General features: G+C 59.2%; 24 protein-coding genes. 12 read left to right on the plus strand and 12 right to left on the minus strand.

The annotated features are described in order from the left end of the window. Positions 1-50 precede the first annotated feature (50 nt). The gene (locus tag J3P95_RS16095; protein ID WP_434557785.1) at positions 51-2,627 is read right to left on the minus strand and encodes a bifunctional diguanylate cyclase/phosphodiesterase; all 2,577 of its coding nucleotides are present in this window, start codon (positions 2,625-2,627) and stop codon (positions 51-53) included. Between the two features lie 204 nt (positions 2,628-2,831). After that, positions 2,832-4,403, minus strand: a complete 1,572-nt coding sequence (locus J3P95_RS16100; protein WP_434557786.1) for a sensor domain-containing diguanylate cyclase — start codon at positions 4,401-4,403, stop codon at positions 2,832-2,834. Positions 4,404-4,427: 24 nt separating this feature from the next. Between J3P95_RS16100 and J3P95_RS16105 the strand changes: the two genes are divergently transcribed. The 4 genes from J3P95_RS16105 (at position 4,428) to J3P95_RS16120 (ending at position 8,085) form a co-directional block, all read left to right on the plus strand. Further along, positions 4,428-4,619: a hypothetical protein gene (locus J3P95_RS16105; RefSeq protein WP_434557787.1), complete on the plus strand. Its 192-nt coding sequence runs from the start codon at positions 4,428-4,430 to the stop codon at positions 4,617-4,619. 165 nt (positions 4,620-4,784) lie between these two features. Continuing rightward, a complete protein-coding gene (chrA, locus tag J3P95_RS16110; RefSeq protein ID WP_434557788.1) occupies positions 4,785-6,140 on the plus strand; it encodes a chromate efflux transporter in 1,356 nt (451 codons plus the stop codon). A gap of 190 nt (positions 6,141-6,330) precedes the next feature. Further along, the gene (locus J3P95_RS16115; RefSeq protein ID WP_434557789.1) at positions 6,331-7,473 is read left to right on the plus strand and encodes a mechanosensitive ion channel family protein; all 1,143 of its coding nucleotides are present in this window, start codon (positions 6,331-6,333) and stop codon (positions 7,471-7,473) included. 132 nt (positions 7,474-7,605) lie between these two features. Then, complete coding sequence (locus tag J3P95_RS16120; protein WP_434580557.1) at positions 7,606-8,085, plus strand: hypothetical protein; 480 nt, start codon at positions 7,606-7,608, stop codon at positions 8,083-8,085. 49 nt (positions 8,086-8,134) lie between these two features. Here J3P95_RS16120 and J3P95_RS16125 read toward each other — a convergent pair whose 3' ends face one another. Together J3P95_RS16125 and J3P95_RS16130 are read right to left on the minus strand one after the other, a co-directional pair. Beyond that, the gene (locus tag J3P95_RS16125) at positions 8,135-8,389 is read right to left on the minus strand and encodes a hypothetical protein (RefSeq protein ID WP_434580556.1); all 255 of its coding nucleotides are present in this window, start codon (positions 8,387-8,389) and stop codon (positions 8,135-8,137) included. A 149-nt stretch (positions 8,390-8,538) separates the two neighbouring features. Next, on the minus strand, positions 8,539-9,750 hold the full coding sequence (locus J3P95_RS16130) for an MFS transporter (protein WP_434580555.1): 1,212 nt from the start codon (positions 9,748-9,750) through the stop codon (positions 8,539-8,541). A gap of 243 nt (positions 9,751-9,993) precedes the next feature. On the opposite strand from J3P95_RS16130, the gene J3P95_RS16135 reads away from it, so the two are divergent. After that, a complete protein-coding gene (locus J3P95_RS16135; protein ID WP_434580553.1) occupies positions 9,994-10,911 on the plus strand; it encodes an AraC family transcriptional regulator in 918 nt (305 codons plus the stop codon). Here J3P95_RS16135 and J3P95_RS16140 read toward each other — a convergent pair. Then, positions 10,898-12,430 (minus strand): amino acid racemase, encoded by a 1,533-nt coding sequence (locus tag J3P95_RS16140; RefSeq protein ID WP_434580551.1) that lies wholly within the window; start codon positions 12,428-12,430, stop codon positions 10,898-10,900. The genes J3P95_RS16135 and J3P95_RS16140 overlap by 14 nt on opposite strands. A gap of 11 nt (positions 12,431-12,441) precedes the next feature. Further along, complete coding sequence (locus tag J3P95_RS16145) at positions 12,442-13,737, minus strand: dicarboxylate/amino acid:cation symporter (RefSeq protein WP_434557795.1); 1,296 nt, start codon at positions 13,735-13,737, stop codon at positions 12,442-12,444. Between the two features lie 227 nt (positions 13,738-13,964). Here J3P95_RS16145 and J3P95_RS16150 point away from each other — a divergent pair, with 227 nt between their 5' ends. Next, positions 13,965-14,882: a LysR family transcriptional regulator gene (locus tag J3P95_RS16150; RefSeq protein ID WP_434557796.1), complete on the plus strand. Its 918-nt coding sequence runs from the start codon at positions 13,965-13,967 to the stop codon at positions 14,880-14,882. 6 nt (positions 14,883-14,888) lie between these two features. Here J3P95_RS16150 and J3P95_RS16155 read toward each other — a convergent pair whose 3' ends face one another. The 4 genes from J3P95_RS16155 to J3P95_RS16170 all read right to left on the minus strand — a co-directional run bounded on the left by J3P95_RS16155 (position 14,889) and on the right by J3P95_RS16170 (position 18,648). Beyond that, positions 14,889-15,776 carry a LysR family transcriptional regulator gene (locus J3P95_RS16155; protein ID WP_434557797.1) on the minus strand — a complete coding sequence of 296 codons (888 nt, stop codon included), beginning with the start codon at positions 15,774-15,776 and terminating at the stop codon, positions 14,889-14,891. Between the two features lie 5 nt (positions 15,777-15,781). Next, positions 15,782-16,468, minus strand: a complete 687-nt coding sequence (locus J3P95_RS16160; RefSeq protein ID WP_434557798.1) for a cysteine hydrolase family protein — start codon at positions 16,466-16,468, stop codon at positions 15,782-15,784. 111 nt (positions 16,469-16,579) lie between these two features. Beyond that, entirely contained in the window at positions 16,580-17,437 is an 858-nt protein-coding gene (locus J3P95_RS16165; RefSeq protein WP_434580548.1) for a TIGR03915 family putative DNA repair protein, read from the minus strand. After that, positions 17,428-18,648: a putative DNA modification/repair radical SAM protein gene (locus J3P95_RS16170; protein ID WP_434580546.1), complete on the minus strand. Its 1,221-nt coding sequence runs from the start codon at positions 18,646-18,648 to the stop codon at positions 17,428-17,430. The genes J3P95_RS16165 and J3P95_RS16170 overlap by 10 nt, the downstream gene beginning before the upstream one ends. A gap of 171 nt (positions 18,649-18,819) precedes the next feature. On the opposite strand from J3P95_RS16170, the gene J3P95_RS16175 reads away from it, so the two are divergent. The 3 genes from J3P95_RS16175 (at position 18,820) to J3P95_RS16185 (ending at position 20,382) form a co-directional block, all read left to right on the plus strand. After that, positions 18,820-18,990 (plus strand): YhfG family protein, encoded by a 171-nt coding sequence (locus tag J3P95_RS16175; protein WP_186609798.1) that lies wholly within the window; start codon positions 18,820-18,822, stop codon positions 18,988-18,990. Further along, complete coding sequence (locus J3P95_RS16180; RefSeq protein WP_434557801.1) at positions 18,990-19,589, plus strand: putative adenosine monophosphate-protein transferase Fic; 600 nt, start codon at positions 18,990-18,992, stop codon at positions 19,587-19,589. Before J3P95_RS16175 ends, J3P95_RS16180 begins: the two co-directional genes overlap by 1 nt. A gap of 70 nt (positions 19,590-19,659) precedes the next feature. Then, complete coding sequence (locus tag J3P95_RS16185; RefSeq protein ID WP_434557802.1) at positions 19,660-20,382, plus strand: metallophosphoesterase; 723 nt, start codon at positions 19,660-19,662, stop codon at positions 20,380-20,382. A gap of 185 nt (positions 20,383-20,567) precedes the next feature. Here the strand turns inward: J3P95_RS16185 and J3P95_RS16190 are convergent, their stop codons facing one another. Both J3P95_RS16190 and J3P95_RS16195 read right to left on the minus strand, forming a co-directional pair. Then, a complete protein-coding gene (locus tag J3P95_RS16190) occupies positions 20,568-20,876 on the minus strand; it encodes a BrnA antitoxin family protein (RefSeq protein WP_186636505.1) in 309 nt (102 codons plus the stop codon). Next, entirely contained in the window at positions 20,854-21,129 is a 276-nt protein-coding gene (locus J3P95_RS16195; protein ID WP_434580540.1) for a BrnT family toxin, read from the minus strand. Before J3P95_RS16195 ends, J3P95_RS16190 begins: the two co-directional genes overlap by 23 nt. Positions 21,130-21,306: 177 nt before the next feature. On the opposite strand from J3P95_RS16195, the gene dusA reads away from it, so the two are divergent. The 3 genes from dusA to J3P95_RS16210 all read left to right on the plus strand — a co-directional run bounded on the left by dusA (position 21,307) and on the right by J3P95_RS16210 (position 26,175). Next, a complete protein-coding gene (dusA, locus tag J3P95_RS16200) occupies positions 21,307-22,293 on the plus strand; it encodes a tRNA dihydrouridine(20/20a) synthase DusA (RefSeq protein WP_434580539.1) in 987 nt (328 codons plus the stop codon). Positions 22,294-22,453: 160 nt separating this feature from the next. Then, entirely contained in the window at positions 22,454-24,190 is a 1,737-nt protein-coding gene (locus J3P95_RS16205) for a DEAD/DEAH box helicase (RefSeq protein WP_434557806.1), read from the plus strand. Beyond that, complete coding sequence (locus tag J3P95_RS16210; RefSeq protein WP_434580535.1) at positions 24,187-26,175, plus strand: 3'-5' exonuclease; 1,989 nt, start codon at positions 24,187-24,189, stop codon at positions 26,173-26,175. The genes J3P95_RS16205 and J3P95_RS16210 overlap by 4 nt, the downstream gene beginning before the upstream one ends. The last annotated feature ends 105 nt before the right edge of the window (positions 26,176-26,280 follow it).

Raw genomic sequence — 26,280 nt, forward strand, 5'->3', positions numbered from 1 at the left:
CAACACACTGGTTGTGACCGTGAGGAAGCCGCCCAGGTTGCAACCACTGTTCAGGAATTGGTTCGCGCTAACGACTGGCCGCTCTGGAGCAAGTTCGCGAATGCCTGTTTGTCGATTGGCCGACTGAGGAAATAACCCTGGACTTCGTGGCATTCATCCGAGCCCAGCGACCCCAGTTGGGCCAGCGTTTCAACGCCTTCGGCAGTGACGGTCAAGCCCATCGCCTTGCCCAGGTTGATGATCGCCTGGACCACGGCCCGATCGTTACTGCTGTTGCTCATGGAGGCGATGAAGCGCTTGTCGATCTTGATGCCATCGAATGGGTAGGTACGCAAATAACCGAGGGATGAATAACCGGTGCCGAAGTCGTCCATGTTCAAGCGCACGCCCAACTCCTTGAGCGCATTCATGACCTGGAGCGCGCCATTCACATCGTTCAGCATGACGTTTTCGGTAATTTCCAGCTCCAGGCGACTCGCCGGGAAATGGGTTTGGATCAGCACTTGGCGTACATCCTCCACGACATCGCTGCGTTCGAATTGGGCCGGGGAAAGATTGACCGAAACCATCAACGCTCCCGGCCACGTCAACGCGGTCTGGCAGGCCTCACGCAATACCCAGCGTGAAAGCGGGACAATCAGGTCGGTTTGTTCGGCCAGCGGGATAAAAGCGTCGGGGGCCAACAAGCCTTGGGTCGGATGCTGCCAGCGAACCAGCGCCTCGACCGCGACGATTTCCCTGCCATCGACTTTGTAGCGCGGCTGGAAATGCAGGATGAACTCGTTGTTCTTCACCGCCTGGCGCAGGTCGCTTTCCAGCTGGCGACGATGCTGGATCTGGTCGTTCATGTGCGAGACGAAATAGCACCAGGTCTTCTTGCCCTCTGACTTGGCCTGATACAAGGCGATGTCGGCGCAGCGGATCAACTCACTCGGCACATAGCCTTGGCGGCGGCTGACGGCAATGCCGATGCTGGCGCCGATGTGCAGCGAATGGGTCTCGTAGTGAATCGGCTGTTGCAGGCTGTCGATCAATCGCGCGCAGAATCGATCAATTTCAGCGCTGTGCTCCACGCCACTGAGTACCACCACGAACTCATCGCCTCCCAGGCGCGCCACCAGGTCCTGCTCGCGCGTGCTGTCGCGCAGGCGCTGGGCGACTTCCAGCAACACCGCATCGCCGGCCGGGTGGCCAAGCGAATCGTTGATCGGCTTGAAGTTGTCCAGGTCCACCATCAGCAGGGCCAACGGCGCGGCATGCTCCTTGGCGACCAAGGCATCGTCCAGGTGCCTCGCCAACTTGTTGCGGTTCGGCAGGCCGGTCAACGCATCGTGCAGCGAAAGATGCTGGACCTGGGCATGAGCTGCCACCTCGTCGGTGATGTCGCTGGCGGTGCCGCGATACCCCGTAACGACGGTCTTGTCATAGATCGGCCGCGCCGAAACCCGACAGAATCGCAACTGCCCGGAATGATCACGGTAGGAACAGCGCAGGTTGCTGGCGTTCTGATCCTCCACCAGTTTGCCCAGCCACAGCGCGATCGGCGTCGTGTCGCAATACAACAGTTGTTCGATGTCCTGGCCCAGCCACTGCTGGTCGGAAAATCCCGTGACGGTATTGAAGCGACCCGACAGGTAGGTGAGGTGTTGCTGGCTGTCGATTTCCCAGATCCAGTCGGACGCGGCCTCGGCCACGGCGCGAAAGCGCTCTTCGCTGGCTTCAAGCGCTTGTTTCGACTTTTCAAGGCTGTCGTAGCTGGCATCTACCTGTCGAGCCGTGCGCATGGCATAGCGAAAAAAGTAAGCGGTGAGCAACGCCAGGATCAGCAACGCACCACCCAATGGCGGCAGCAGGGACCAGAGCAACTGCTGGCCCGGCCGCTCCAGCCGCGACACCAGGCTATACCCCGTGCTATCCAGCGGCACGGCGGCCTGGCCGGGCTCCAACGCGGTGTCTTTGACGAGGGTCAACTCGGTAAGGCCGTAGCTCTTGCCCAGCTTGCGAAGTTTGACGGGCGTCAGCTGATCGACGAACAGCAAGACCGACGTCCCTTCAGGCGCGACCCGGGGGCGTTCGTCATTGGGAAGAATCACCGAAGCCGTAACCACGGCCGGCCAGCCTTCGAACAAGGTGTAACGGATCGCGGGCGTCGTCAGGTCAGCTTGCGCCTGGAGCTGATCCATGAGGTCCGCCAGCGGCGTATCCATGTAGGCCGTTGCCTCTGCCTGGACATGCTGCCCTCGCACCACGGCGTATTTGGTGCGCTCACGGTCAATGACGAATACCCCTTCATAGTCATCATTGGTGAATAGCGTCTTGCCCATGTTCTGTTCGGCATAGGCCCACTGCACGTTGACTTCACCGTTGAGGTGATCATAGGCCGTGGTCCAGTAGGCGTAGCTGGCGATGTAGTTTTTCGAGGCGGTGATGCGATTATCAAGGGCGCGTTCGATATAGAAATGGGTCTTGCGCACATCCTCCGTATCCAACTTTTGCGCGATGTTGAACAGCGCGACAACGGCCACCAGAACCCCCAGGACAAACAATCCGCCGACGGCCACCACCAGGCGACGGGTAATCGGCGTGTGACGCTTGGCGTCAGAGGGGGTAGCGGCAGTGGTGTCCATTGACGTGCTCCTGTCCTTGCGGCGCTGGATTCGCCGTACAGCTTTACTTCATGAGCGGCGCTCGGCCCTGGCGTTTTCTTAACCTTAGCAGCCACCGCTGTGACAGATGACGAGCCCACGGAATTTGACGAAAGGGCCTACGCATCGCTTGCGCCACGGGTCGAACAATGGACTGTCCTGCGCTACTGATGATTCCAACGAATCTCAACGATCGGAGCGCTCCAAAGCATCGAGCACGCCTTCCCTGGACAAGGCCTCGACACAGTTGCGACCGCTGTGCTTGGCTTGATAGAGCGCCGCATCGGCGCGCTGGATAAACACTTCGGTACTGTCCAGGCTGCTAGGCACGAAGGCATAGCAGCCCAGGCTCACGGTCAGATAACCGGAGGGGGAAGCCGAATGGGTAATATGCTTGTCGATGACACTGCGACGGATCTGCTCGGCCAATGCCATCGCGCCCTGCAGGTTGGTGTCAGGCAGCAGCACAGCGAACTCCTCACCGCCGTAACGCACCGCCAGGTCGGCTTTGCGATGACAGCAATTCTTGAGGACGGTCGCAACTTCCGCCAGGCAGTGGTCCCCGGCAACGTGCCCGTAGGTATCGTTGTAGCGTTTGAAGAAATCGATATCGAGCATGATCAGGCTCAACGGGCTGCGCTGGCGGGCGCCTCGGCCAAATTCGATGTCCAGGGCGCGCTCGAACAAGCGGCGGTTTGCCAGTCCGGTCAGGCTGTCATGGGTGGCGATCAGCTCCAGCGCCTCCTGGGCCCTGCGCAGGTCGGCTTCAATTCGCTCGCTGTTACGCACCTGGCGCACGAATACCCAGCCGAACAGGCAGATGCCCAACACGACCAGGCCCACGATGAGACTGGATTGGAACGCTCTGTCGTACCCGCCCGCGAGGATCGCTTCTTCAGACATCGCGGCGGTGACCACCAATGGATACGCGTGCAAATGCTGATGATCATAAAGCCTGATGACCCCATCGGCGGCGGAGCGGATCACGGCATTGCCCGTGGCGGTCCCTTGCGTCTCATGCTGGAACACCGCTTCCTGGGCCAGGGAGCGGCCGATCCTGGTCTCATCGAAAGGCCGGCGAGCCAGCAAGGTGCCGTCGGCCAGGGCGAGGACCATCTCGCCTTCGTCATCGAGGCTGAAGCTTTTGAAGAACTGATCGAAGTAGGCCATTTTGACCCCGGCCATCAGCACGCCCTGGAAATTGCCGTCCGAATCGTTCAATCGCCTTGAAACGGGGATGATCCACTCACCGCTCTGGCGACTGCGTATCGCCGGCCCGATATGCGCAAGCAGGGAAGCATTCTGTTGATGGAAAGCAAAATATTCGCGATCCGCGACCCCCGCTCCCCTGTGCAGACTGGCGAAGGAGGTGATGACCCAATGTCCGTCCTTGTCAAACAGGAACAGCCCATGCAACTGCTCCAACGACTGCACGCGCCGGGCGAACGTCTGTTGCAGACGCGGTTGTAACGCAGGGCCGAAACCGTCGATCTGCATCCAGTCCGCCAGGCTCGCGAGGACCAGGTCAGTCTGTTGGAACGTGTCCTGGGCCTGCTGGGCCATGGCCCGCGTCAGGTTGGCCGAGGCGACGCGGGCCGACGCCAGGTCGTAGCGACGGGACTGTTCCAACTGCAGGTAGAGCAAGCCACACAGGCACAGGCAGACAGCGGCGATAAACGCAACCGCTGCCTTGAGCAACGGCAGGCGCTTGAGAGCACCACCGGGAGCGTGGAACGGATCAAAAGTGGGGATAGGCAAGCGAATTCCTGAGGGGGGCAATACATGAGCGAATCGCTCAAAGCCCCCAATATTCGTGAGCTTAGCCTGCCGCTTGTAGGGCGGCAATTAGCCATTGGAACGAAGCCGATGGGTGGTTCAATGGATCCAAAAACCCCGCTGCAAATCACCGCGATGCCCTTGGAATCGATATCAGGATTGCACTGTAAAACGTTGCTTCATCGACCGACTCCTTGATGAATATCTTGAAAGACGGCATGAGGACGGGCCCGGATTATTTTTGCGTAGGTTGTCCAGCCCCGTGAAAGTGCGTTTTTTTACAAGCAAAGCTTGTCGGGGGCTATCTAAATTGCGTCACGCGCCATAACGTTGGCAGCCCTTGACTACAAATACCCGACGACCATGAGCAAACCGACCCCGGCCGCCGACGTCCCATTGACCCGCCCCGCGACCGTCAGTCTGCGGGAAGCTTTCTGGTTCTGGCTCAAGTTGGGCTTCATCAGCTTTGGCGGCCCGGCGGGACAGATCTCGATCATGCACCAGGAACTCGTGGAGCGCCGTCGCTGGATCTCCGAACGACGCTTCCTGCATGCGCTCAATTACTGCATGTTGCTGCCAGGGCCGGAGGCGCAGCAGTTGGCCACTTACCTGGGCTGGCTGATGCATCGCAGCTGGGGCGGGGTGATTGCCGGGGCGTTGTTCGTCCTGCCGTCGCTGTTCATCCTGATTGCGTTGTCCTGGCTGTATGTCGCCTTTGGCGAAGTGCCGGCAGTGGCGGGAATTTTCTACGGCATCAAGCCCGCGGTAACGGCAATCGTGGTGCATGCTGCGCATCGGATAGGCTCGCGCGCGCTCAAGAACGGCTGGTTATGGGTCATCGCCGCGGCGTCATTCACGGCCATATTCGCGTTTGATGTTCCCTTTCCCCTTATCGTATTGGGCGCCGCTGTCATCGGCTATTTCGGTGGCCGCTGGGCACCGGAAAAATTCAGCCTGGGTGGCCATGGGGCCAATCATCGATCCTACGGCCCGGCACTGATAGACGACGACACCCCGCCACCGGAACACGCCCGGTTCAGCCCCGCTCGACTCGTTCGCTTGGCGATGATCGGCGCCCTGTTGTGGTCATTGCCGATGGGTCTGCTAACGATGCTTTTCGGCTGGGAAGGCACTCTCACGCAAATGGCCTGGTTCTTCACCAAGGCCGCGTTGCTGACGTTCGGTGGCGCCTATGCGGTGTTGCCCTATCTGTATCAGGGCGCCGTCGAGCACTTTGGCTGGCTGACGCCGACCCAAATGATCGACGGCCTGGCGCTGGGCGAAACCACGCCCGGGCCGCTGATCATGGTGGTGGCATTCGTCGGTTTCGTCGGCGGCTACGTGATGCAAGTGTTCGGTCCCGACCAGGCCTTCATGGCCGGCGCCGTGGCGGCCTCGCTGGTAACCTGGTTCACTTTCCTGCCGTCCTTCCTGTTCATCCTGGCAGGCGGGCCGTTGGTGGAATCGACGCATGATTCCTTGAAGTTCACCGCCCCCCTGACCGCCATTACCGCCGCCGTAGTCGGCGTGATCCTCAACCTGGCGTGCTTCTTTGGCTACCACGTACTCTGGCCCAACGGGTTCGCCGGTGCGCTGGACTGGCCCTCGGCAATCATCGCGACAGCAGCGGCCATTGCGCTATTTCGCTACAAGCGCGGGGTGATCCAGGTGCTGTTGGCATGCGGGCTTGCCGGGTTGGCGGTGCACTTGCTGCGCTAGACGAGGCGTTTGCTCAGGTAGATTGCCTCGCAACCTACGCCGCCGCTACCGGAACCTCCAACAGCTCCGGCAAGAAAATTGAACGGCCCGTGGCCGAGGCGAACTAATCAGGTTCATGGCCCGGCCAAGGCCTTCGCGTCAAATCGGCCTGGGTCCCGACCTGAACAGCAATGGCACAGGTGACCCGTCAATGGATTCAACCTCCCTCGAAATCTTTACCGACACCCAACTGCTGGGCATCTCCATCGCCAACTGGTTACTGGCACTGACCGTGACGGCGGTGAGTTTTATCATCGCCAGGACAGGCGTCGGTTTCCTCCTGAAAAACGTGCGTGCCCGGGCTCAAAAACCTGATGCCTACCTCAGCCACATCGCTGTCGAAGTGCTTTCCAGTACCAGCAATACCTTGTTGTTATTGGCCTCGATTCTGATTGGCATCGGCATATTGGACCTACCGGAACGCTGGTTGGGCCGGGTCAGCAGCCTTTGGTTCGTGGTGGCCGCCTTGCAGGTGGGATTGTGGGCAAACCGGGCGATCGCCCTGGCGTTGCTGCACTATTTCGCCCGTCACAGCCATACCGATATTCATCAGAAAAGTGCCTTGGCCACCCTGAGCCTATGGGGTGCGAAGGTGTTCCTGTGGGCGGTGGTGCTGTTGGCCATGCTGTCCAACCTGGGCGTGAATATTACGGCCTTTATCGCCAGCCTCGGGGTTGGCGGCATCGCCGTGGCGCTCGCCGTGCAGAACATCCTCGGGGATCTGTTCGCCTCGCTGTCGATCGCCGTGGACAAGCCCTTCGAAGTCGGGGACTTCATTGTGGTGGGCTCCCTGGCCGGCACCGTAGAACACGTCGGCCTGAAAACCACTCGGATCCGCAGCCTGGGCGGCGAGCAGATCGTCATGGCCAACGCCGGGATGATCAGCACCACGATCCAGAACTACAAGCGGCTCCAGGAGCGGCGCATCGTTTTCGAATTTGCTCTGCCCCAGCAATGCTCGCCAGAACAACTGCGCCAAGTGCCGGTTATCGTCGAACGCATCATCAAGGCTCAGGAAAAGACCCGCTTCGACCGCGCGCACTTTCGCGGGTTTGGTGAAAGCGCACTGGAATTCGAGACGGTGTATATCGTGCTGGATCCCAGCTACAACGTGTACATGGACATCCAGCAGGCCATCAACCTGGACATGATGGAGGAATTCGCCAAGATCGGCGTGCGCTTCGCCATGCCGTCCCGCGCCGTGCACATCGCTTCGCTGCCGGATACACCCGAGCGAATGTCCACGGATAATGTGCCCGCGCAGGCTGCGGCGTCGTTTGGGGCGCGGCATTGATGCGCTTTATCCCGTGTGAGCTGCCCGAATCCGGCCCTTCGCCAATCGAAATGAAACGACTCATGACCCAGTGCAAATGAACACTCAGCCCCTTCAGCTAAGCTCAACCTATCACCACGACAGGGAATAGACATGAGCAAGGCAGACGAACTCGCGGCCAAATTGAGGCAGGCCCATCGAACCCCGGCCGATACCGACAATTGCGCCGACCTGGCCATTGAACATTGGCCCGGCCAGGTCTATGACTTGTACCGTCAGATCGAAACCTGGCTGGCGCCGGTCTGTGAGGCCGGCCTGGACATCCGACACAATCCGACCCACGTCTTTGAACGCCATTGCAGTGGTTCGACCTACAACTACGCCATCGACCAACTGGTGATCGAAGGCAATCATCGGCGCATCGTGCTCGACCCGATCGCGCGCTTCTCCTCCAGTTCGGACGGCTGCATCGAAATCCACATGACGGGCCTGGAGCGCTGCATCCTGCGCACCGTGGGCGCGCACGGCGAATCGGTCTGGCATCTGCGGCCAACCGGACAGCAGCGCTCAGAACCGCTGACGCTGGATGAAGATGCCTTCCTCTCGGTTGTCGAGGAAGGCCTGGGACTGTGAATGAAAATGGGCGACCTTGAGTCGCCCATTTTCGCGGAGACCGAAGCGTTTAGCCGGCCGCCGATTCAAGTCGGGCGTCAGGCCCTGATTCAAGTTCCCGAGCCCCATGGGTCGCTGTTTGTCTGCCAACCAGAGTTGCCCAGGCATTATCGATCTCGTCGGCGGCGCCTTGTGCATGTTGGGCATCCGCCCAGCTCCAGTAGCGCTCGGACACCAACCCGCCCACTGCCTGAGCGCACAACTCATCGCAACTGATGCCCATCTTGCCCGCAGCCGCGATCACCGCGAGGAGCGCTTGTTCCAATTGGGAAACTCTTTCGGTAGACACAAAACTAACCAACTCGACAGGTAACGAGTCCAAAGCTTAGCAAGATATCAATGTGCCACCAACCGCAGCCGCCCAGCGGTTCATTCAAGCACTTTGTGGCTTTGCACTCGCCGCATCGTCTCTGATCAACCCAGCGCACCGGACGTCGCCGCACTCGAAACGGGCGGAGACTGGCGAGCCGCCAGGAAGGCCAGGACGGCAGCAATGCCCAGTACGCCGGCGCTGGTTTCGAACGTCGCACGATAGTCGCTCGCATCAAACAGGACGCCCCCAACGGTGGCGCCCGTGGCGATGGCAAGCTGGACGATCGCCACCATCAATCCGCCGCCTGCTTCGGCATTCTCGGGCAAGGACCTGGCCAGCCAGGTCCACCAGCCAACTGGGGCCGCTGTCGCCACCAGGCCCCAGAGACCCAGCAGCACGGCGGTGATGATCACCGACTCACCGAACGCAACCAAGGCGAGGGCAATTGCTGCCATCAATAATGGGATGATGACGAGCGTTCGATACAAGCCATTTTCCAGGAATGAGCCGATCAGGAAGGTGCCGAGCAGACCCGCCAAACCCACCACCAACAGCATCAACGACAGCAGCGACACGCTCACCTGCGTCACTGTTTCCAGGAATGGGCGCAGATAAGTGAACAACATGAATTGACCCATGAAGAACGTGCTGACCGCCAGCATGCCCAATGCCACCGGCGCCTGGGCCATCAATTTGAAAGGGTTGCCAGTGCCTCGTTTCGCATTGGCGGGCATCGAAGGCAGGCGCAACAGCAGCCAGACGAGGGCAAGCGCGGCGACAGGCACGATGCAAAAGAACGCGGCCCGCCAACCCATGATCGCCCCGAGAAAACTGCCCAACGGCGCGGCCACCACCGTCGCCAAGGCATTGCCTCCATTGACGATAGCCAAGGCGCGGGGGATTTTGTCCTCCGGTACCAGGCGCATGGCCGTGGCCGCCGACAGCGACCAGAAGCCGCCAATCGCAACGCCAATCAACGCACGGCCGACCATGAATATCGCGTAATTGGGCGCCATGGCAGCCACTGTTCCAGACACGATCATCAGCATTGTCAGCGCCGAGAGTAGCCATTTGCGGTCGACTCGCGCGGCAACCGATGCGATGAACAGGCTGGTGACCAGTGCAAATGCGCCGGAGACGGCAATGCCTTGGCCGGCCTGGCCTTCGCTAATGTGAAGATCCGTCGCCACCGGCGTCAGCAGGCTGACCGGCATGAACTCCGAGGCCACGAGCGCGAAGGCGGCTAGCGCCATGGCGAGCACCGCACCCCACGCAGGCTGGCCCTGCGGTTTGGGCAATGAGGTAGTGGTCATTGATGAAAGCCTTGATTATCGATGGGTTAAACGTCGGGCCTATGCAACGCCCGGAGATGAAACGGCGACTCGCCGCCGTTGATTGGATTCGACCCGCAGTTTCAAGGACCCGCGCCGTTGGCCGGTAGAACGTTTCACTGGAGTTCTTGCCCGATCCTGTGAACGTGTCTGCAGGCCGTAGGCAACGCTTCGCTTGGCGGGTTAAGGTTCTGCCCATAACTATCAACCCGACAGAAGATCGACATGACCACTCCAGGCAGATCGCCACAAGAGCGCCTCGCGAGCCTCATCGGTACCCGGGCGACCGGAACGGGCGACTTCGAGACGTCGATCGCCGGCCTGTGTTTTTTCCGCCGCGACGCCCCTGCCCCGCCCGCGACCTGCATGATCGAACCGAGCGTCGTCCTCGTCGCCCAAGGCATGAAACAGGTCTGGATCGGCGGCCAGGCTTATGGCTATGACACCAGGCGATTCCTCATGACATCGCTGGACATGCCCGCAAATTCCGAAGTGCTGATGGCAAGCCCGGAACAGCCGTGCCTGGGCCTGGTCATGAGGTTGGACTTGGGCATCGTCGCCGATCTGGTCGCCCAGGGCAGCCTGGCGCCACGGGTTGAGCGGCCGGTCGGGATTGGCGCCGGGGTCGGCACGGCTACGCCTGATTTCCTGGCGCCGTTCGCGCGTTTGCTGGCCTTGCTGGATGAGCCCGAAGCGATCCCGGTCCTGGCGCCATTAATCCAGCGTGAAATCCACTACCGACTGTTGATGAGCGACCAGGCAGCGCGACTGAGGCAGATTGCCTCCGTCGACAGCCAGGGGCACCGGATCGCCAAGGCGATCGACTGGCTGAAACTGAACTACACCGGGCCAATCCGCGTCGACGACCTCGCGGCCCGAGTGCAGATGAGCGCGCCGACGTTCCATCATCATTTTCGCCAGCTCACGGCGATGAGCCCGCTGCAATACCAGAAGTGGCTGCGGTTGAACGAGGCAAAGCGCTTGATGCTCAATGAGTACTTGGACGTGGCGAGCGCCGCCTACAGGGTGGGCTATGAGAGCCCCTCGCAGTTCAGCCGTGAATACAGCCGCCTGTTCGGCGAATCCCCCAAGCGCGACATTGCCGCCTTGCGCAGGCCGCCGAGCGTCATCAAAACCGTCTGATTGAACTGAACCCTTGTGGCGACGGAGCCTTGGAGTCGCCCGGCGCCTCATCCAGCTTCCCGGCCAGCGCAATGCATTTCAACGCCAAGATCATCGTCGGGTCTACCAACGCCACGCGATGGCCGTTGAGCTCGTAAGCCGGGCAATGGCCGAGCACCAGCGGCAACTCCGTACACCCGAGGATCAACACCTTCGCGCCCAATTCGCACAAGTGTTCGGCCGCGAGGAGCAATTGCTCCTTGCAGAGCCCTTCGGTGTAGCCGGCCTTGATACCGCGGGGCCCGTAGATCGCCTCCATTACCATGGCTTGATAATCGACACCGGGCGCAACAAGCTCAAGCCCGGCGCGGTTGGCAGCCTGGTGATAGACCTGGCTTTGCAACGTACCCGAGGTCGCCAGCAGGCCGACCGCCTTGCCGGCGCCGTATTCGTCCACAATCCAGTCCACCGTCTCGGTCAGCATATTCACGATCGGCACCGTCAAATGCGCCTGGATACGTTCGACGAACGCGTGGGCGGTGTTGCAGGGGATCGCGATGGCATGGGCGCCCGACGCTTCAAGGCGCTTGCACGCGGCGTATAACGCCATCGTCGGGTCGGTATCGGCGCGCAGCAGATTGGCCGTTCGATCGGGTATTTGCGGGTTTTGCTCGACAACCATCTTGATGTGGTCCTGATCTTTGCGAGCCGGCGTATGGCTGACCACCTTGGCCATGAAATCCACCGTGGCCGCAGGCCCGACACCGCCAACCACACCCAGCTTGAACGCCGGACGGCTCGGCGGCTCGCGGTCCGTCGTCGCGAAATCCACGTAAACCTGATTGATGTCCGGCACGGCGATCCCACGGCGCTGCAAGTCATTGCCGATGAGCGAAAGCTCAGTCATGCCGGGCAGAATCAGGGTGGCGCCCTGGGCTTGAAGCGAAAGGCACGCCTGGAAAACCGCCTCGAACGGTGCGCCTTCAAAGTGACCGCCCTTGATGCCATCGAGGCCGTACATCGCCTCCATCACATTCGATTGTGCTTCGACGGCGGGGTAGACGATGGGGAAGTCCTTGCCGAAGTGATCTTCGAACAAACCGCAATGGCGCACGAAGTCGGAAGCAATCACGCCCAACGTTGCCCCGACCGGTACGCGGCGGCGGACGTGTCGGCTCAGGGCGGCCATCATGTCCAGAACCGCGATACCCAATTCAGCCTGGATCTGCGCGCGGAAAGTCTGGCTCGCGAAGCATGGCAGCATCACTGCATCAAGGCCATTGGCCTCGAATGCCTTGCAGACCTGGAAGACGTAGAACTGGCGCGACGTCATGCTCGCGCTTTCGTCCAAGGGCAGCAGCACGTCTTTGAAGGGGTGCTGCTCAAACAGGAAATGGTAGCGACCCGGCTCCTCCAGCACGGCCCTGGACTTGACCAGTTTATTAAACAAATCAGCGCCAGCCAGCGACCCCAGGCCACCGACGATGCCTAGCTTGCGCACCGCAAGCGCGTTGCGAATCGACTTCCCCTTCGCTCTCATATCCTGGCTCCTCAAACCACCGGAACCGGTTCGACGGCTGACCGGACGGTAGCCTGCTCGCGGCCGTCCTCAGCAGGCTCCTCGTGCGGCTCGGCTTTGGCGACGACTGCCGTTGCAATGCTGTTGCCCACCACATTGGTGGCAGTGCGCGCCATGTCCAGGAACTGATCGATACCAATGATCAGCAACAGCCCCGCCTCCGGGAGGTTGAACATCGGCAACGTTGCCGCGACCACCACGACCGAGGCACGCGCGACGCCGGCCATGCCCTTGCTGGTGATCATCAGCGTCAGGAGAATCAGCACCTGTTGAGTGAAACTCAGGTCGATGTTGTAGGCCTGGGCGATGAACAGGATGGCGAAGGCCTGGTACATCATCGAGCCGTCCAGGTTGAACGAATACCCCAGGGGCAGGACGAAACTGGATACGCGCTTAGGCGCGCCGAACTTCTCCAGCGCCTCGATGGTTTTGGGGTACGCGGATTCGCTGCTGGCGGTGGAAAACGCCAGTAGGATCGGTTCGCGAATAAGCTTGCCAAGGTGGAACACGGAACGTCCGAGGAACACGTACCCGGCACCGAACAACAGTGCCCAGAGAATCAGGATGCCCAAGTAGAATTCGGCGATGAGCTTGCCGTAGTCCACCAGCAAGCCCAGCCCCTGGGTGGTGATGGCAGACGCAATGGCGGCGAACACCCCAATCGGCGCGAAGGCCATGACATAGTCGGTGATCTTGAACATCACTTTCGCCAGCTCCTCGATGGAATCGGTGATACGCATGAAACCGGCGCGTTTGACGCCAGCCAGCGCGAAGCCGAAGAACAGCGAAAAGACCACGATCTGGAGGATTTCGTTATTGGCCATCGCCTCGGCAATGCTGCGAGGAAACACATGACCGATAAACGCCTTGAGACTGAAATCGCCGGTGTTGACCGGCACGGCGGCGGTCGCATGCTGGGCCACTTCCATGTTCAATCCGGCACCGGGTTGAAACAAATTCACCAACCCCATCCCAATCAGCAGCGAGACCACCGACGCCGTCACGAACCAGGCCATTGCCCGGGCGCCAATCCGGCCCACGGAACGGGAATTGCCCATGCTGGCGATGCCCCCCACCAGCGTCGCGAACACCAGCGGCGCGATGATCATCTTGATCATGCGCAGGAAAATATCCGTGACCATCGAGAAATACGCCGCAATCTCCTTGGCGTTTTGCTCGCTCCCTGCGAAATGATGACACGCCCAACCCGTCAGCACGCCTAAGGCAATGCCCATTGCTATTCGACGCGGGAGCTTGTTCTTCTTCACGGTACTGTCCTCAAGTAGTTCTTGGATTTTTTTTACTTGGCGGGGAATACGCTGACCGCACGCTGCTGCGAGTCATCAACGCTACGAGGACGATTCTAGGGAGCGGATTGAGCGACATGATGAGTAATCCGGCTGACGCCATGCGTTTTTGGAATAATTTCGAATTCGCTGCGATAGGCCGGGGCAATGAGTTCTAGAATCTGTCGATCGCAGCGGGAGATTCCAAGATGCAACTCAAATGGCTGGACGATCTTTTGGCGATTGCCGAATGTAAGAACTTCTCTCGGGCAGCCGAAGTCCGGTGTGTGACGCAATCGGCTTTGTCGCGGCGCATTCGTTCGCTTGAGGAATGGGTGGGGGTCAAACTCGTGGACCGTGGCACCTACCCCGTCCAATTGACGGCGGCGGGCATTACCTTCTGCGATGAAAGCAGGGAAGCGCTGGCCGGACTCTTGAGGTTGCGCTCAACCTTGCGCGATGTGGAACGCATGCCGGGACGCTCGATCCAGATCACCGCAGGCCATAGCCTGTCGATGACCTTCCTGCCCAAGTGGCTTTCGCAATTCCAACAACACAACGAGCAGTTCAACGCCCGGGTAGTGGCCGCCAATATCCACGACGCGGTCATTGCCCTGGAAGAAGGCAGTTGCGACTTGATGATGGTCTACCATCACCCACTCGCGCCCATTCTGCTGGACGTCGAGCGTTTTGGCAGCCTGACCCTCGGCCACGACGCATTCATTCCACTCTGTGCGCCCAATCGCAAGGGCGAGCCGCTGTTCCGTCTGCCGGGCCGCTCCGGCAAAGCCGTCCCGTACCTCGCCTACACGGCCACGACGTTTCTCGGCCGTGTCGCCGACATTGTCATCAAGAACGGCCCGGCCCCGGCCGCGCTGGAGCGCTGTTATGAAGCCGACATGGCGATGCTGCTGATGCGCATGGCAATCGAAGGCTACGGCGTGGCCTGGTTGCCACAAAGCGCAGTGATCGATGAGCTGGAGCGAGGGTTGCTGGTCAGGGCCGGTGACGAGCAATGGAGTACGCGGCTGGAGATTCGCTCGTATTGTGCGATTGCCAATCGCAATCCGACGATGCGCAAGTTATGGAAGACCCTGGAAGGGGCTTCGTTGAGCCCGTCGGCTTAGTCCTGGTCAGGCCTTACCCTGGTAGTACTGCGCCATGTAATCGACGAACGCCCGAACCTTGGCTGGCAGATGCCGGGCATGAGGATAAAGCGCGTAGTAGTGCCGCTCCCCGAGGGTGTGCTCAGGCAGGATCCGCACCAGCCTACCCGCCAGCAAGTCATCCTGCACCGTCGCCAAGGTGAACGCGGCGATGCCACCGCCCGCGCGGGCGCAGGCGTGCAGGGCGGTAATGGTGTCCGTATGAAATGTGCCCTGGCAATCCAGCGTGGTCGATTCGCCGCCTTCATTGCCGAGCGTCCACTGAGTGGCTACCCCGTAGGTCAGCAATCGATGGTCGTAGAGTTCGGCCACGCTGCGAGGCAAACCGCACTTGAACACATAGGCCGGCGCCGCCACGAGCACCAGCGGCGAGATGCTGAGCAACCGGGCGACCAAGCTGCTGTCGGCCAACGGTCCGCAAATTCGCAGCGCCACATCGAAGCGATCGGCCACCAGATCGATCAGGGAATCGGAGCACGACAAATCAACCCTGATATCCGGAAAACGTGCCTGGAACGCCGGCAACCAATGCGCGAGCTCCAACGTGCCAATGACCAGCGGCGCGCTGACTCGAAGCAGTCCGGAGGGCCGCTCCTGTTCCAGGGCGGCGGCATGGGACGCAGCGTCCACGCGATCGAGAATATCCACGCAAGCTGCGTAATACCCTTCCCCTGCCGCCGTCAGACTCATGTGCCGGGTATTACGGTTGATCAGACGCACGCCCAGCGCGGATTCCAGTTGCTGCAAATGCCGGGACACCGAGGAGTGCGTGGTGTCCAGTCGCTCGGCGGCGGCTGAAAAACCCTTGGCTTCGGCGATGCAGCGGAACACGCGCATGGCGAGCATCTGATTCATGGGCTTTAGCGCACCGGTAACTTGATGATGTCGGCGGTGTTCATCACATCACCGAACGTGTCCTCGATCTCGGCGAGGGCAGCCTTGTGCAAAGTGTCTTTGTCGACCGAGTCCCCGTTGGCTCGGGTAATCGCGCGGGTGGCCGAGGCATCGGCCGCCACCAGCACCTTGTAGCTCATGGGTGCAGCATCACGGGCAGCCCCCGCCACGCACGCATGGGTCATGAGGCCGGAGACGATCAGGTTCTCGATGCCCGCGGCTTTCAGGCGCTTGTCCAGGTCGGTGCTGCCGAACACGCTCACGGTGGTTTTCTGCAAGATCGGATCCTTGGCTCGGGGCTGCATGTCAGGGTGGAATTTCACGGTTTCACCGTCGAGGGCAAACACTGGCGAACCGGCAGGCGCAATGTGCTGGACATGGTAGACCGGCATTTGATGTTCATCGGCGAACTCGATCAGTTTGCGAGCATTGCCCAGCGCTGCAGGGCCATCGGGGATCGGCATCTTACCGGTGAAGTACTCGTTCTGAAAATCAATAACCAGTAACGCGGTTTTACCGGAAGGCAATTGACTGACCGGCACGGCGCCAGACATGGCGCGGATGGTCGGGTGACTTTCGGCCGAGGCGCCGGCACTGGCGAGAACGCCCGATAAGACACAAGCACTGAGGAAACGGCGGGCGAAACGTTGCATGGGAGATTCCTTCATTCGTGGATTGGACGAGGGAATGCTAGGGGGATGGTCTGCACCGGAACACAGTGTGCGCGGCACAGGACTTGTTTGGGGTTTGCACAGATACGTCGTTCAACGCAGTGCCTCTGCCATGCTGCCAACGATTATCCGCTTACCTTCCCTCTCCCCCACCTCCGACGCTTGCCCATCCCGCTGCTTCCCCTGCCGCGCCTGTCCCACCAGCTGCGGAATCAAGTTCCCTTCCGGCAAATGCTTCCAGAATCGCCCCGGCATGTGCTGTCGCAACGCGGTGGGATTGAGCCTTGCCGGGTTGAAAATGTGGCGATAATAGGTGCGCCACAACTCGGCGCCGGGATCCTCGGCGTGGCGGGCCCATTGTTGCCACTGCTCGGGGCAGCGCCGCTGGTAATCCAGCGATTGGCCATCGAAACGGATACCGTCGCGAGGCGTTGCGATTAGCCAGCGTTGCCGGCCCAGCCGCTCGGCGAAATGACCACTGGCGCTTTCAAGGATGTCGTGGGCCGGCTGGTGGAAAGCCACCAGATCCAGTTCCAGTCGCTCGGCCACGGCTGGCGGCAAGGGAATGAAACGCACAAAGGCATGCAGATGATGGACTTCGCGGCTGACCTGCTTGATGCGCCGTTGCAGTTCGCTGCCCAGTCGATCCCCGGCGAGCATGGCCGTGCGGTCGCCATGGGCGACGCGCCAGAGCACTTCATACAACAGACTCCAGCGCTGCTCACCCTGATAGCGGCTGGCCTGTTCGAGCTGATCCAACAAGGCCGCCGGAACGCGCGTGCGGAACGGTCCCGGACCTTGCGGCAAGGGCGCCGGCACGGCCAATAAATCGGCCGTGGGGCCCTGGGACCATGTCACGTCGCAGGGGTCGATTCCATGTCCGAGCAGTGTTCGGGCCTGGTCACGCCATGTGGCGAATTCATCGTCACAATCCAGCGCGATCATGCCCATAATCCCATTTGCACAGGCCTTTGAGGTTCGCGCAAACGCGCCCGCAGCAAGCCGCTGCGCATTTGAGCGTCGGCGGGTCGATAATCGCTGGTGACGATAAACGGCCGGGCCTTCTCCAGTACGCAGCGCATCTGCACCAGATCGTCGTAGCGAATCCGCCGCTCCCTGCGCAGCGCTACCAGGCGTTGCACACTCCGCAGGCCGATGCCGGGGATACGCGCCAGCAACGCAGGCTCGGCGCGGTTGAGGTCCAGAGGGAAAACCTCGCGGTTGGCCAATGCCCAGGCCAGCTTGGGATCGATGTCCAAGTCCAGGTTGGCGGTTTTTCCCAGCAGCTCGCCGGCCTTGTAGCCGTAGCCGCGCATGAGGAAGTCGGCCTGATACAGACGATGCTCGCGCAGCAATGGCGGCGCGGCCAGCGGAACGCTGGCGGGGCTGTCGGGGATCGGGCTGAAGGCGGAATAGTAGACCCGCCGCAAGCCGTAGCCTTGGTAGAGCGACTCGGCATTGCTCAGGATGGCGTGGTCATCGGTGGCATCAGCCCCCACGATCACTTGGGTGCTTTGCCCGGCCGGGGCAAAACGCGGCGCCCGAGGCTCGCCGGCCACCGCTTGTTGACCCTGATGGATGGTGCCCATGGCCTGGCGGATGGTCGTCAATTGCTTTTCCGGCGCCAGGCGCTTGAGGCTCACCTCGCTGGACAGTTCGATGTTCACGCTCAGGCGGTCCGCCAACCGTCCCGCTTCTTCGATCAACAGCGGATCAGCATCGGGAATGGTCTTGAGATGGATGTAACCGCGGAACTGGTGTTCCTCTCGCAGCAGCCGTGCCACTCGGATCAATTGCTCCATTGTGTAATCCGCCGAGCGAATAATGCCGGAGCTGAGGAACAGGCCGCTGATGCAGTTTCGCCGGTAGAAATCCAGTGTCAGGCGAACCACCTCCTCCGGCGTGAATCGCGCCCTCGGGACATTACTGGAGCGACGGTTGACGCAGTACTGGCAGTCATACAGGCAGAAATTGGTCAGCAACACCTTGAGTAGAGAAACACAGCGGCCGTCCGGCGTGTAACCATGGCAAATGCCCATGCCATCGGTCGCGCCAAGCCCGTCGCGCCCCCGAGAGCTGCGTTTGGGGGCGCCACTGCTGGCGCAAGATGCGTCATATTTGGCGGCGTCGGCAAGAATGCCGAGCTTAGCGATGAGTTGCATGGAAGAATGCCCGGACACTGGATGCATACACAGTATTTTGAGACGCACCGCGATGCAAGCTCCGTTGGTCAATCCAGGCTCCTGAAGGACCGAATCATCTCGGCCACGGCGTAGGCCCTGGCGGCGGGATGGGCTATAATCCGTTCACCCACGCGATTGAGGTTCAGCCCCATGGGCAATGTCAGCCTTGAGACAAAGAAGGCCTACGCGGCCAGGACGCGCCGATCCAATTACGCCGCCAGCCTGCGCCTGGAAGGCTTCAAGGTGTCTCCCGAAGACGGCGAATGCAAGCTGCCCTCCCGTGAACAAGTCCTGAAGACCTTCACCCAGACCCGAACCTGATGCCCGACAAATACGGCGTAGGCGAAGACGCCTACTGCTACGCGGGCTCCACCGTCCTTCGCAATAAACTCGAGATCCGCGACGAATCGACCCTGGACGAAGCCGAACAACAACTGTCGGCCATCGCAGCGGCAAGCGTCGAATTCAACCCTCCCCCCTACAGCCTGAGCTACCTACAGAATATCCATCGAGCATTGTTCTGCGACCTGTTCGAGTGGGCCGGGGAGCTGCGCACCGTTGGCATGGCCAAACAAGCCACGCGCTTTTGCCAACCCGAATACATGGAAAAGGAAGCCGACAAGATCTTCGCCAAACTGGCGACGGCGAACTGGTTCGAGGGCATGGACCGAGCGGAGTTGATCGTGGCTGTGGCAGATGCCTATTGCGACATAAACGTCGTGCACCCCTTCCGCGAAGGCAATGGCCGCGCCCAGCGCATACTGTTTGAGCATCTGATCATGAATGCCGGATTTGAGATCAGTTGGTGGGGGATCGAAAAAGACGAATGGATTTGCGCCAATATCGCGGCCTACAACGGCGTGCTTGGGCCTATGGAAGAAGTGTTTGAGAAATGTATCGGGCAGGCGATCCAACCCTAAGCATAAGCCTCACTCTTGCTCCCCATTTAAGTGCTACATTTCCCACTCCAAATCTGCCAAAAGATAAACCATGTACAGGACCGCCTCCTTCCCCGCGAACAAGCAAGGTCGCGACTTCGTGGTGGGCGACATCCACGGTCATTTCGAGTTACTTGCCACGGCCTTGAACACGCTGAACTTCAATACCGAACTGGACCGTATTTTTTCCGTGGGCGATCTTATCGACCGGGGCCCCGACTCTGAGGGCGTATTGAACTGGCTTGAGAAGCCCTGGTTTCACGCGGTGCGCGGCAATCATGAGCAAATGCTGATCGACGGTATCACCGGCCATGGGGACAGACCCAGGCATATCCGCAACGGTGGCGCTTGGCTCTACACGTTGAAGCCTGCCATCCAGGACAAGCTGTTAAAGGCCTTCGAAAAACTTCCAGTCATGATCGAAATCCATCTATCGCCAAACGAAACGGTCGGGGTCGTACATGCCCAGGCGCCGATGATCGGCCTTAACGATGATTGGCAGAGTGCGAAAGACGCCATTACCGGGAAACTGGGAGAGCAGTGTCAACACCAAGCCTTGGCGCAAGCCCTGTATGCCCGAGAAAAAATAGAACGACAGGACCAGACTTCAATCAAGGGCCTCCACGCGCTCTACGTCGGGCACTCAACCGTCCCCAAGGTCACGCGCCTCGGCAACGTGGTTTATATGGACACCGGCTGCTCCTTTTCCGACGGTGCGTTAAGCCTCGTGGAAATCAACAGCCAAGCCGTTATCAGCGTAGGCACGACACAATGAAATAACGGCCCGTCTCGCGCGCAGGCGCTGGGCCAACCGCAATCGCTGGCGCCCCCATACCTTGTCTAGTCCTGAATAGGTTTACACCTGTTTCAGGACTAGACATTACCGAAACAAAACCAATCAGCAGACAGCAAAAAGCCGCCTCATCGGCGGCTAATTATTTGGGGAATAATATCTGGCGGCTAAGCCTTCAGTTCTTCCGGTGTATGCGTCTTGAGCCAATCGGCCAAGGCGGCGTTCATCCGTGTTTGCCAGCCCGGCCCAGAAGCTCTGAATTTCTCCAGCACGTCAGCATCGAAACGAACATTGACGTGTTCTTTAGTGGCTACCGCCTTTGGCCGACCACGCTTTGGCTTGAGCATTTCCTTTGCCTGAGCTTTGCCGAACAACCCCACAAGCACCTCGCTGGCTGGTTTGGCCTTGGCAAAGTCTTCGGTCGACCATTCGGGGTTCGCCGTATCGACCCTCTCAGGACTGGGTTTCTTGGTCATGATTTTTGACCTCCCGTTTGTTGGCTTTACGAAAGCTGATGACGTGGACTGCGTCACCCCGTGGGGTAAACACTACGACATGCAGCCGATCCCCTATGTACCCCATCGCGCGATAGCGACACTCGCCGTAGTCGAATCGATCATCTTCCAGGATCAATGCTGTAGACCATTCAAAGTCCCGCACGAGGGCAAACGGAAGTCCACGTTCTTCGACGTTGCGAGCGTCTTTGGCTGGGTCATAAGTAATCTGCATGTAATTATCGTAGCCACATTAAATCATGGAGACAAGGTGTGCGTCGAAACGATGACCGAGCCTGCGCTCTGCCTGGTTGTCATTAACGATTGAGTCGCCAGGCTCGAGAGCCCGCCAAGTACCCGACAAGCATCCCTGATAAACTACGCCCATTCGCCCCGATGACTCAGATTCCCAATGCCCCTACAACCTGCTTCGCTGTCCCGCCGTTTTTCCGTTGCGCCGATGATGGATTGGACTGACGCCCATTGCCGCTATTTCCTGCGCATCCTCTCCAAACACGCCCTGCTCTACAGCGAAATGGTCACCACTGGCGCGCTGCTTAACGGTGATCACGAGCGCTTCCTGCGCCACCATGAGACCGAACATCCGCTTGCCTTGCAGCTGGGCGGTAGCGTTCCGAGCGACTTGGCGGCCTGTGCCCGGATGGCCGAGGAACACGGTTACGATGAGGTCAATCTGAATGTCGGTTGTCCCAGCGACCGAGTGCAGAACAACATGATCGGCGCCTGCCTGATGGGGCATCCAGAGCTGGTGGCCGATTGCGTGAAAGCGATGCGTGATGCGGTGTCGATTCCGGTGACGGTCAAGCATCGGATCGGAATCAACGGACGCGACAGTTACGAGCAGTTGTGTGAATTCGTCGGCACGGTGCACGAAGCCGGGTGCACCAGTTTCACTGTGCATGCGCGGATTGCGATCCTGGAAGGGCTTTCGCCGAAGGAGAACCGTGACATTCCGCCGTTGCGGTATGACGTGGTGGCGCGGTTGAAAGCTGATTTCCCTGGACTGGAAATCGTCCTGAACGGCGGGATCAAGACGCTCGAGGCGTGCCACGAACACCTGCAGACGTTCGACGGTGTCATGCTCGGACGCGAGGCCTACCACAACCCGTACCTGCTGGCCGAGGTCGATCAACAGCTGTTCGGCAGTACCGCGCCGATCATCAGCCGCGCCGAAGCCCTGGCACAGTTGCGGCCTTATATCGCCGAACACTTGGCCACAGGTGGCGCCATGCATCACATCACCCGGCATGTATTGGGGCTGGGCACTGGCTTCCCGGGGGCCCGGCGGTTTCGGCAGTTGTTGTCGGTGGACATCCACAAGACGAAGGATCCATTGGCGCTTCTGGACCAGGCGGGACAGCTGCTGGAGGGGCGTTAACGCGCGCCGGTCACGCAAACGATTTAGTTAAAAACTCGCCACTTGCATTTAACTCGATACTCGCTCCAAAGGGCGATTTTTGGATCCACAACACTCGCACCTTGCTCCAACAGTATGTAAAACTGTTATGCCATCACGGATCACAAGGACGATTACCGCCATGCAAGGGCAGCATCCGCTTATTAAAAAGCTTTTTGAATTTGTCCATGCCGAGCGCGATGCAAACCTTCATCAACTCTTGCAAACCTGGCAGCGACCATTACATGAGAAGCTTGAAAAGGGTTTGACCCAGGGTTTCACGCGCCTGGAAAAAGCCGACAAAGCGACGTGTCTTTGGGCCTCTCTCGATGCCAGTGAATCACGTTTTCGTGAAGGGGACATGTTGCGGTTGCACTTGGGCGATCCGTCTACCGGCCTGTTGTGCGCCCGGATGACATTCGAGCGTGAAGAAGATGGCCGATGGTTGCTGAGCGAGAAACTGGCCCATACGGTATGGGACCAGTACCAGGACGGACCTTGCTATGCCGACATGGACGCGCTGGATCTGACGCCGCGCTATGAAAAGGCCCTGGAAGATATTGCCGATTCAGTCCATGCCGACAATATCATTGTCCCGTTGCTCGATACCGCGCCGATCATTACTTTCAACGACGCGGAGCTGGATTATGCCGAGAGTTTCGCTGTTAAGAACAAGTGTAACGAGTTACAGGCGCGCGCTGTCGCCATGGCCTATGCCGCCGAGCAAATGACTTGTATCCAAGGGCCTCCAGGGACAGGCAAGACCCGCGCACTGGCTCTTATTGCACAACTATTGGTTGAGCGTCAGGAACGGGTGTTCGTCACCTCCCATACGCATATGGCTATCAACAACGCCCTTGCCAAGATTGCCGAGCGCAAAATTCCGACCGTGAAGATTGGCGGTCGGCGAGAGGACGTAAGCAAGACGGTCGACTGGGCAAAAACACCCGCCGACTGGGAGAACTTACCCGAGGACGGAAGTGGCTATGTCATTGGCGCAACACCGTTTGCCACCGGCAGCCAGCTAGAGCATTTCAAGTTCGACACGGTGATCTTTGACGAAGCCAGTCAGATTACCCTCCCCCTCGCGCTGATGGCCATGCGAAAAGGTAGGCGATTTATCTTCATTGGAGACCAGAAACAACTGCCACCGGTGCTGTTGTCCCAGTCGATCCTGTCCGGTGAATCGATGTCGATATTTGGCCGTCTCACCTCCCAAACCGCCGACCATACGGTAATGCTCGAAGAAACCTATCGGATGAACCAGTGGTTGACCGAGTGGCCGAGCAACACTTACTACAAAGGCAAGTTACGTGCAGCAGGGCCTAACAAGGCACGACGTTTCGATTACGTTGACGTCAAGTCCCCGATGGACCGCGTCTTTGATCCGGACGCAAGCGCCGTATTTATCCCCACGGCCGACAGAACGGCCAAGACGCGCAACTATCGCGATGCCCAGTACGTAGTAGAACTCTGCAAGGTCGCCCAGACCATGGGCATCGCCCTGTCCGATATCGGCATTGTCACGCCTTACCGAGCCCAAGGCCGGGCGATTCGAACTCTGTTGGCCCGTCATTTCGGGCGCGAAATCGCCAGCGGTATTGTAGCGGATACGGTTGAGCGAATGCAGGGACAGGAACGTGAGCTCATCATTTTTTCAATGGCCAGTGGCGATGAGGTATTCATTGGGGCTGTGGCGGAATTTTTCTTCCAACCTGAGCGATTGAATGTCTCCATTACCCGGGCCATGACGAAATTGATCATCATCGGACCTGAATTAACGCAAGGAATCGAATGCAGCAACAGCATCACGCAGCAATGGGCCAATGATTATTCAAGCCTGATCAGCCGATGCAGCAAAGTGGTGCTCACGCCATGACGCTATTTATTCCTGAATGGCAACGCAGCACCGGCGCGCATGTTCACGTTAAACGCGTGCTGCGCAAATTGGACGATCACCATGTCGTACGTCAGTGCCTTGCTCGGGAAGCTTGGGCACCGGATTTTTTCGTTCAACACGCGCAACATCAATGGCTGGTTATGTTGTTGTGTGAAACCTCCTTTGAAGCACTGGATCCTGATCAACTGTTCGCTGCAACCGAACAGCAGGCCTTCAAGGAGCTGCTATTGCGCCTGGAAGCAACCGAGCCCGACGGGATGCCGACCGGACAGAAGCTCGGCAAGCTGATCGTTATGTGGAACTGCACCCCCGAACAGACCCGGCGCCTGTGGCAGCATTACTCAAGGCCTGATGGCCCGCGGCTGATGTCCAAGAGCACCTTTATTGAACATGGCCATGAACAACTGGCCAAATTGCTTAGCTCACTGAGCCACGAAGCCAGCGACATGCTTATGGGGCACTACTTTCCAGAAGCTGAGATACCTGCAATCTGTACAACTCGCCGCCATTTCTCGCGGAATAACTCGCCAAAAACCACACGTTACTTTCTGGACTCACAACAAGAATGGGCCAGTAAGCTGGATCTGGAGCTGCCTGAAGAACAAACACAAACCTTGCATGACTTCTCAGTGAGGCTGGTCAACGGTGTTGCGGGTAGCGGCAAGACATTGATTGCCGCTAACCGAGCTTTGATCCTGGCAAAGAAGTTTCCCGATCAGAAAATATTGATGCTGATCCATAACGTCCCGGTGGTTAAAGACCTCAAGCACCGCTTGAAAAAGGCAAGCCCGGACGGTTTGCCTCGCAACCTGACAATCATGACGGCATTGGCATGGATACGGCAGCAATGGGTGAATCATTTTGAGTCACAACCGGAGATGGCATCACCCATCAGGGTGACTAGCCAAATCGCCCATTATCGAAAGTCCTTTCCCGAGTTAAAACCCGATGATCAGCAACTCCTGGATGAGTTCGATTTCATCAACGAGTCACTGATCTCCAACGAGCAGGACTATCTGGCCGCGGAACGCGCCGGCCAGGGATTCGCTTTGCGCAAGGAAGAACGAACACAAGTGTGGTCTCTCTACCGGCAAGTCACTGACGCGCTGAGCAAGCAAGGCGCTTGCTTATGGAGTTCGTTGTCCCGTGACTTGTGCCTCAGGACGCTCGATAAACTCGATAAGTACCAGCATATCCTGGTAGACGAAGCTCAGTTCTTCGCCCCGACCTGGTTTCAACTGGTCAAAAGCACATTGACCGAATCCGAAGGCAGCTTGTTTTTATGCGCCGATCCCAACCAGGGCTTTTTGAAAAGCCGACTCAGTTGGAAGCGTGTAGGCCTGGATGTAGCGGGCAAAACGAAGAAGCTTCACCACTCCTACCGAACCACTCAGGCCATACTTCGGGCTGCCGGTCTTGTCTTGGCCGAATTCACCCAAACCGACCCGGACGATTATCTGCAACCTGATTTCGATGGCATGGATGAAGGTATCGAACCGCTGCTGATCCGATCAGACACTCCCCAGGATGCGGTCATACAGACCTGTAACGAGATAGCCGACTACCTGCAAACCCAGCAGATTAACCTATCGAACATGCTGGTTCTCTATGGACGAGATACCAATAAGAAACTTCTGTTCAAGGCATTGAGTGAGCGATTCGGTTCGCGCAAAGTCTGGGATCTGAACAGCATGGAGTCCGTACACGTCGACGTAGATAATCTGCGTGTTTCCAGCCTGGACACGGCTACCGGGCTTGAAGCCAGTATCGTGTTTCTGTTGGGCCTGGAAAAACTCATGAAAGAAACGGCCCAGGCCGGCGTACTGTCCGCCCAGGAGTGCGAACAGAACTCGCGCAAATTCTACATGGCAATGACTCGGGCCGGTCAGCGGCTGATCCTGATCTCGACGGCACGTCTGCCGGAAGGTATTGCAGGCTTGTTCCTGAACGCACAACAGCCATGACCATCAGGCGGTGGCGTTGAACCTGCAAGCTGTTTTGGCATCGTATCTAGCGATAGTTGCCCCGGCCTTTCAAACTGCCGTTTTCAGGTTGTTGCCGCTGGGGCC

It is taken from the genome of Pseudomonas sp. Z5-35 (genome assembly GCF_051131945.1).
In the GTDB taxonomy this organism is placed as follows: domain Bacteria; phylum Pseudomonadota; class Gammaproteobacteria; order Pseudomonadales; family Pseudomonadaceae; genus Aquipseudomonas; species Aquipseudomonas marvdashtae.

Bases quoted from the DNA above. Each gene is read 5' to 3' on its own strand.
- J3P95_RS16135 (WP_434580553.1), top strand. From the start codon at position 9,994: ATGACCACTCCAGGCAGATCGCCACAAGAGCGCCTCGCGAGCCTCATC.
- J3P95_RS16210 (WP_434580535.1), top strand. From the start codon at position 24,187: ATGACGCTATTTATTCCTGAATGGCAACGCAGCACCGGCGCGCATGTT.
- J3P95_RS16160 (WP_434557798.1), bottom strand. From the start codon at position 16,468: ATGCAACGTTTCGCCCGCCGTTTCCTCAGTGCTTGTGTCTTATCGGGC.
- chrA (WP_434557788.1), top strand. From the start codon at position 4,785: ATGAGCAAACCGACCCCGGCCGCCGACGTCCCATTGACCCGCCCCGCG.
- J3P95_RS16155 (WP_434557797.1), bottom strand. From the start codon at position 15,776: ATGAATCAGATGCTCGCCATGCGCGTGTTCCGCTGCATCGCCGAAGCC.
- J3P95_RS16095 (WP_434557785.1), bottom strand. From the start codon at position 2,627: ATGGACACCACTGCCGCTACCCCCTCTGACGCCAAGCGTCACACGCCG.
- dusA (WP_434580539.1), top strand. From the start codon at position 21,307: ATGCCCCTACAACCTGCTTCGCTGTCCCGCCGTTTTTCCGTTGCGCCG.
- J3P95_RS16170 (WP_434580546.1), bottom strand. From the start codon at position 18,648: ATGCAACTCATCGCTAAGCTCGGCATTCTTGCCGACGCCGCCAAATAT.
- J3P95_RS16185 (WP_434557802.1), top strand. From the start codon at position 19,660: ATGTACAGGACCGCCTCCTTCCCCGCGAACAAGCAAGGTCGCGACTTC.
- J3P95_RS16105 (WP_434557787.1), top strand. From the start codon at position 4,428: ATGAGCGAATCGCTCAAAGCCCCCAATATTCGTGAGCTTAGCCTGCCG.
- J3P95_RS16140 (WP_434580551.1), bottom strand. From the start codon at position 12,430: ATGAGAGCGAAGGGGAAGTCGATTCGCAACGCGCTTGCGGTGCGCAAG.
- J3P95_RS16115 (WP_434557789.1), top strand. From the start codon at position 6,331: ATGGATTCAACCTCCCTCGAAATCTTTACCGACACCCAACTGCTGGGC.
- J3P95_RS16165 (WP_434580548.1), bottom strand. From the start codon at position 17,437: ATGGGCATGATCGCGCTGGATTGTGACGATGAATTCGCCACATGGCGT.
- J3P95_RS16180 (WP_434557801.1), top strand. From the start codon at position 18,990: ATGCCCGACAAATACGGCGTAGGCGAAGACGCCTACTGCTACGCGGGC.
- J3P95_RS16175 (WP_186609798.1), top strand. From the start codon at position 18,820: ATGGGCAATGTCAGCCTTGAGACAAAGAAGGCCTACGCGGCCAGGACG.
- J3P95_RS16150 (WP_434557796.1), top strand. From the start codon at position 13,965: ATGCAACTCAAATGGCTGGACGATCTTTTGGCGATTGCCGAATGTAAG.
- J3P95_RS16205 (WP_434557806.1), top strand. From the start codon at position 22,454: ATGCAAGGGCAGCATCCGCTTATTAAAAAGCTTTTTGAATTTGTCCAT.
- J3P95_RS16195 (WP_434580540.1), bottom strand. From the start codon at position 21,129: ATGCAGATTACTTATGACCCAGCCAAAGACGCTCGCAACGTCGAAGAA.
- J3P95_RS16120 (WP_434580557.1), top strand. From the start codon at position 7,606: ATGAGCAAGGCAGACGAACTCGCGGCCAAATTGAGGCAGGCCCATCGA.
- J3P95_RS16190 (WP_186636505.1), bottom strand. From the start codon at position 20,876: ATGACCAAGAAACCCAGTCCTGAGAGGGTCGATACGGCGAACCCCGAA.
- J3P95_RS16130 (WP_434580555.1), bottom strand. From the start codon at position 9,750: ATGACCACTACCTCATTGCCCAAACCGCAGGGCCAGCCTGCGTGGGGT.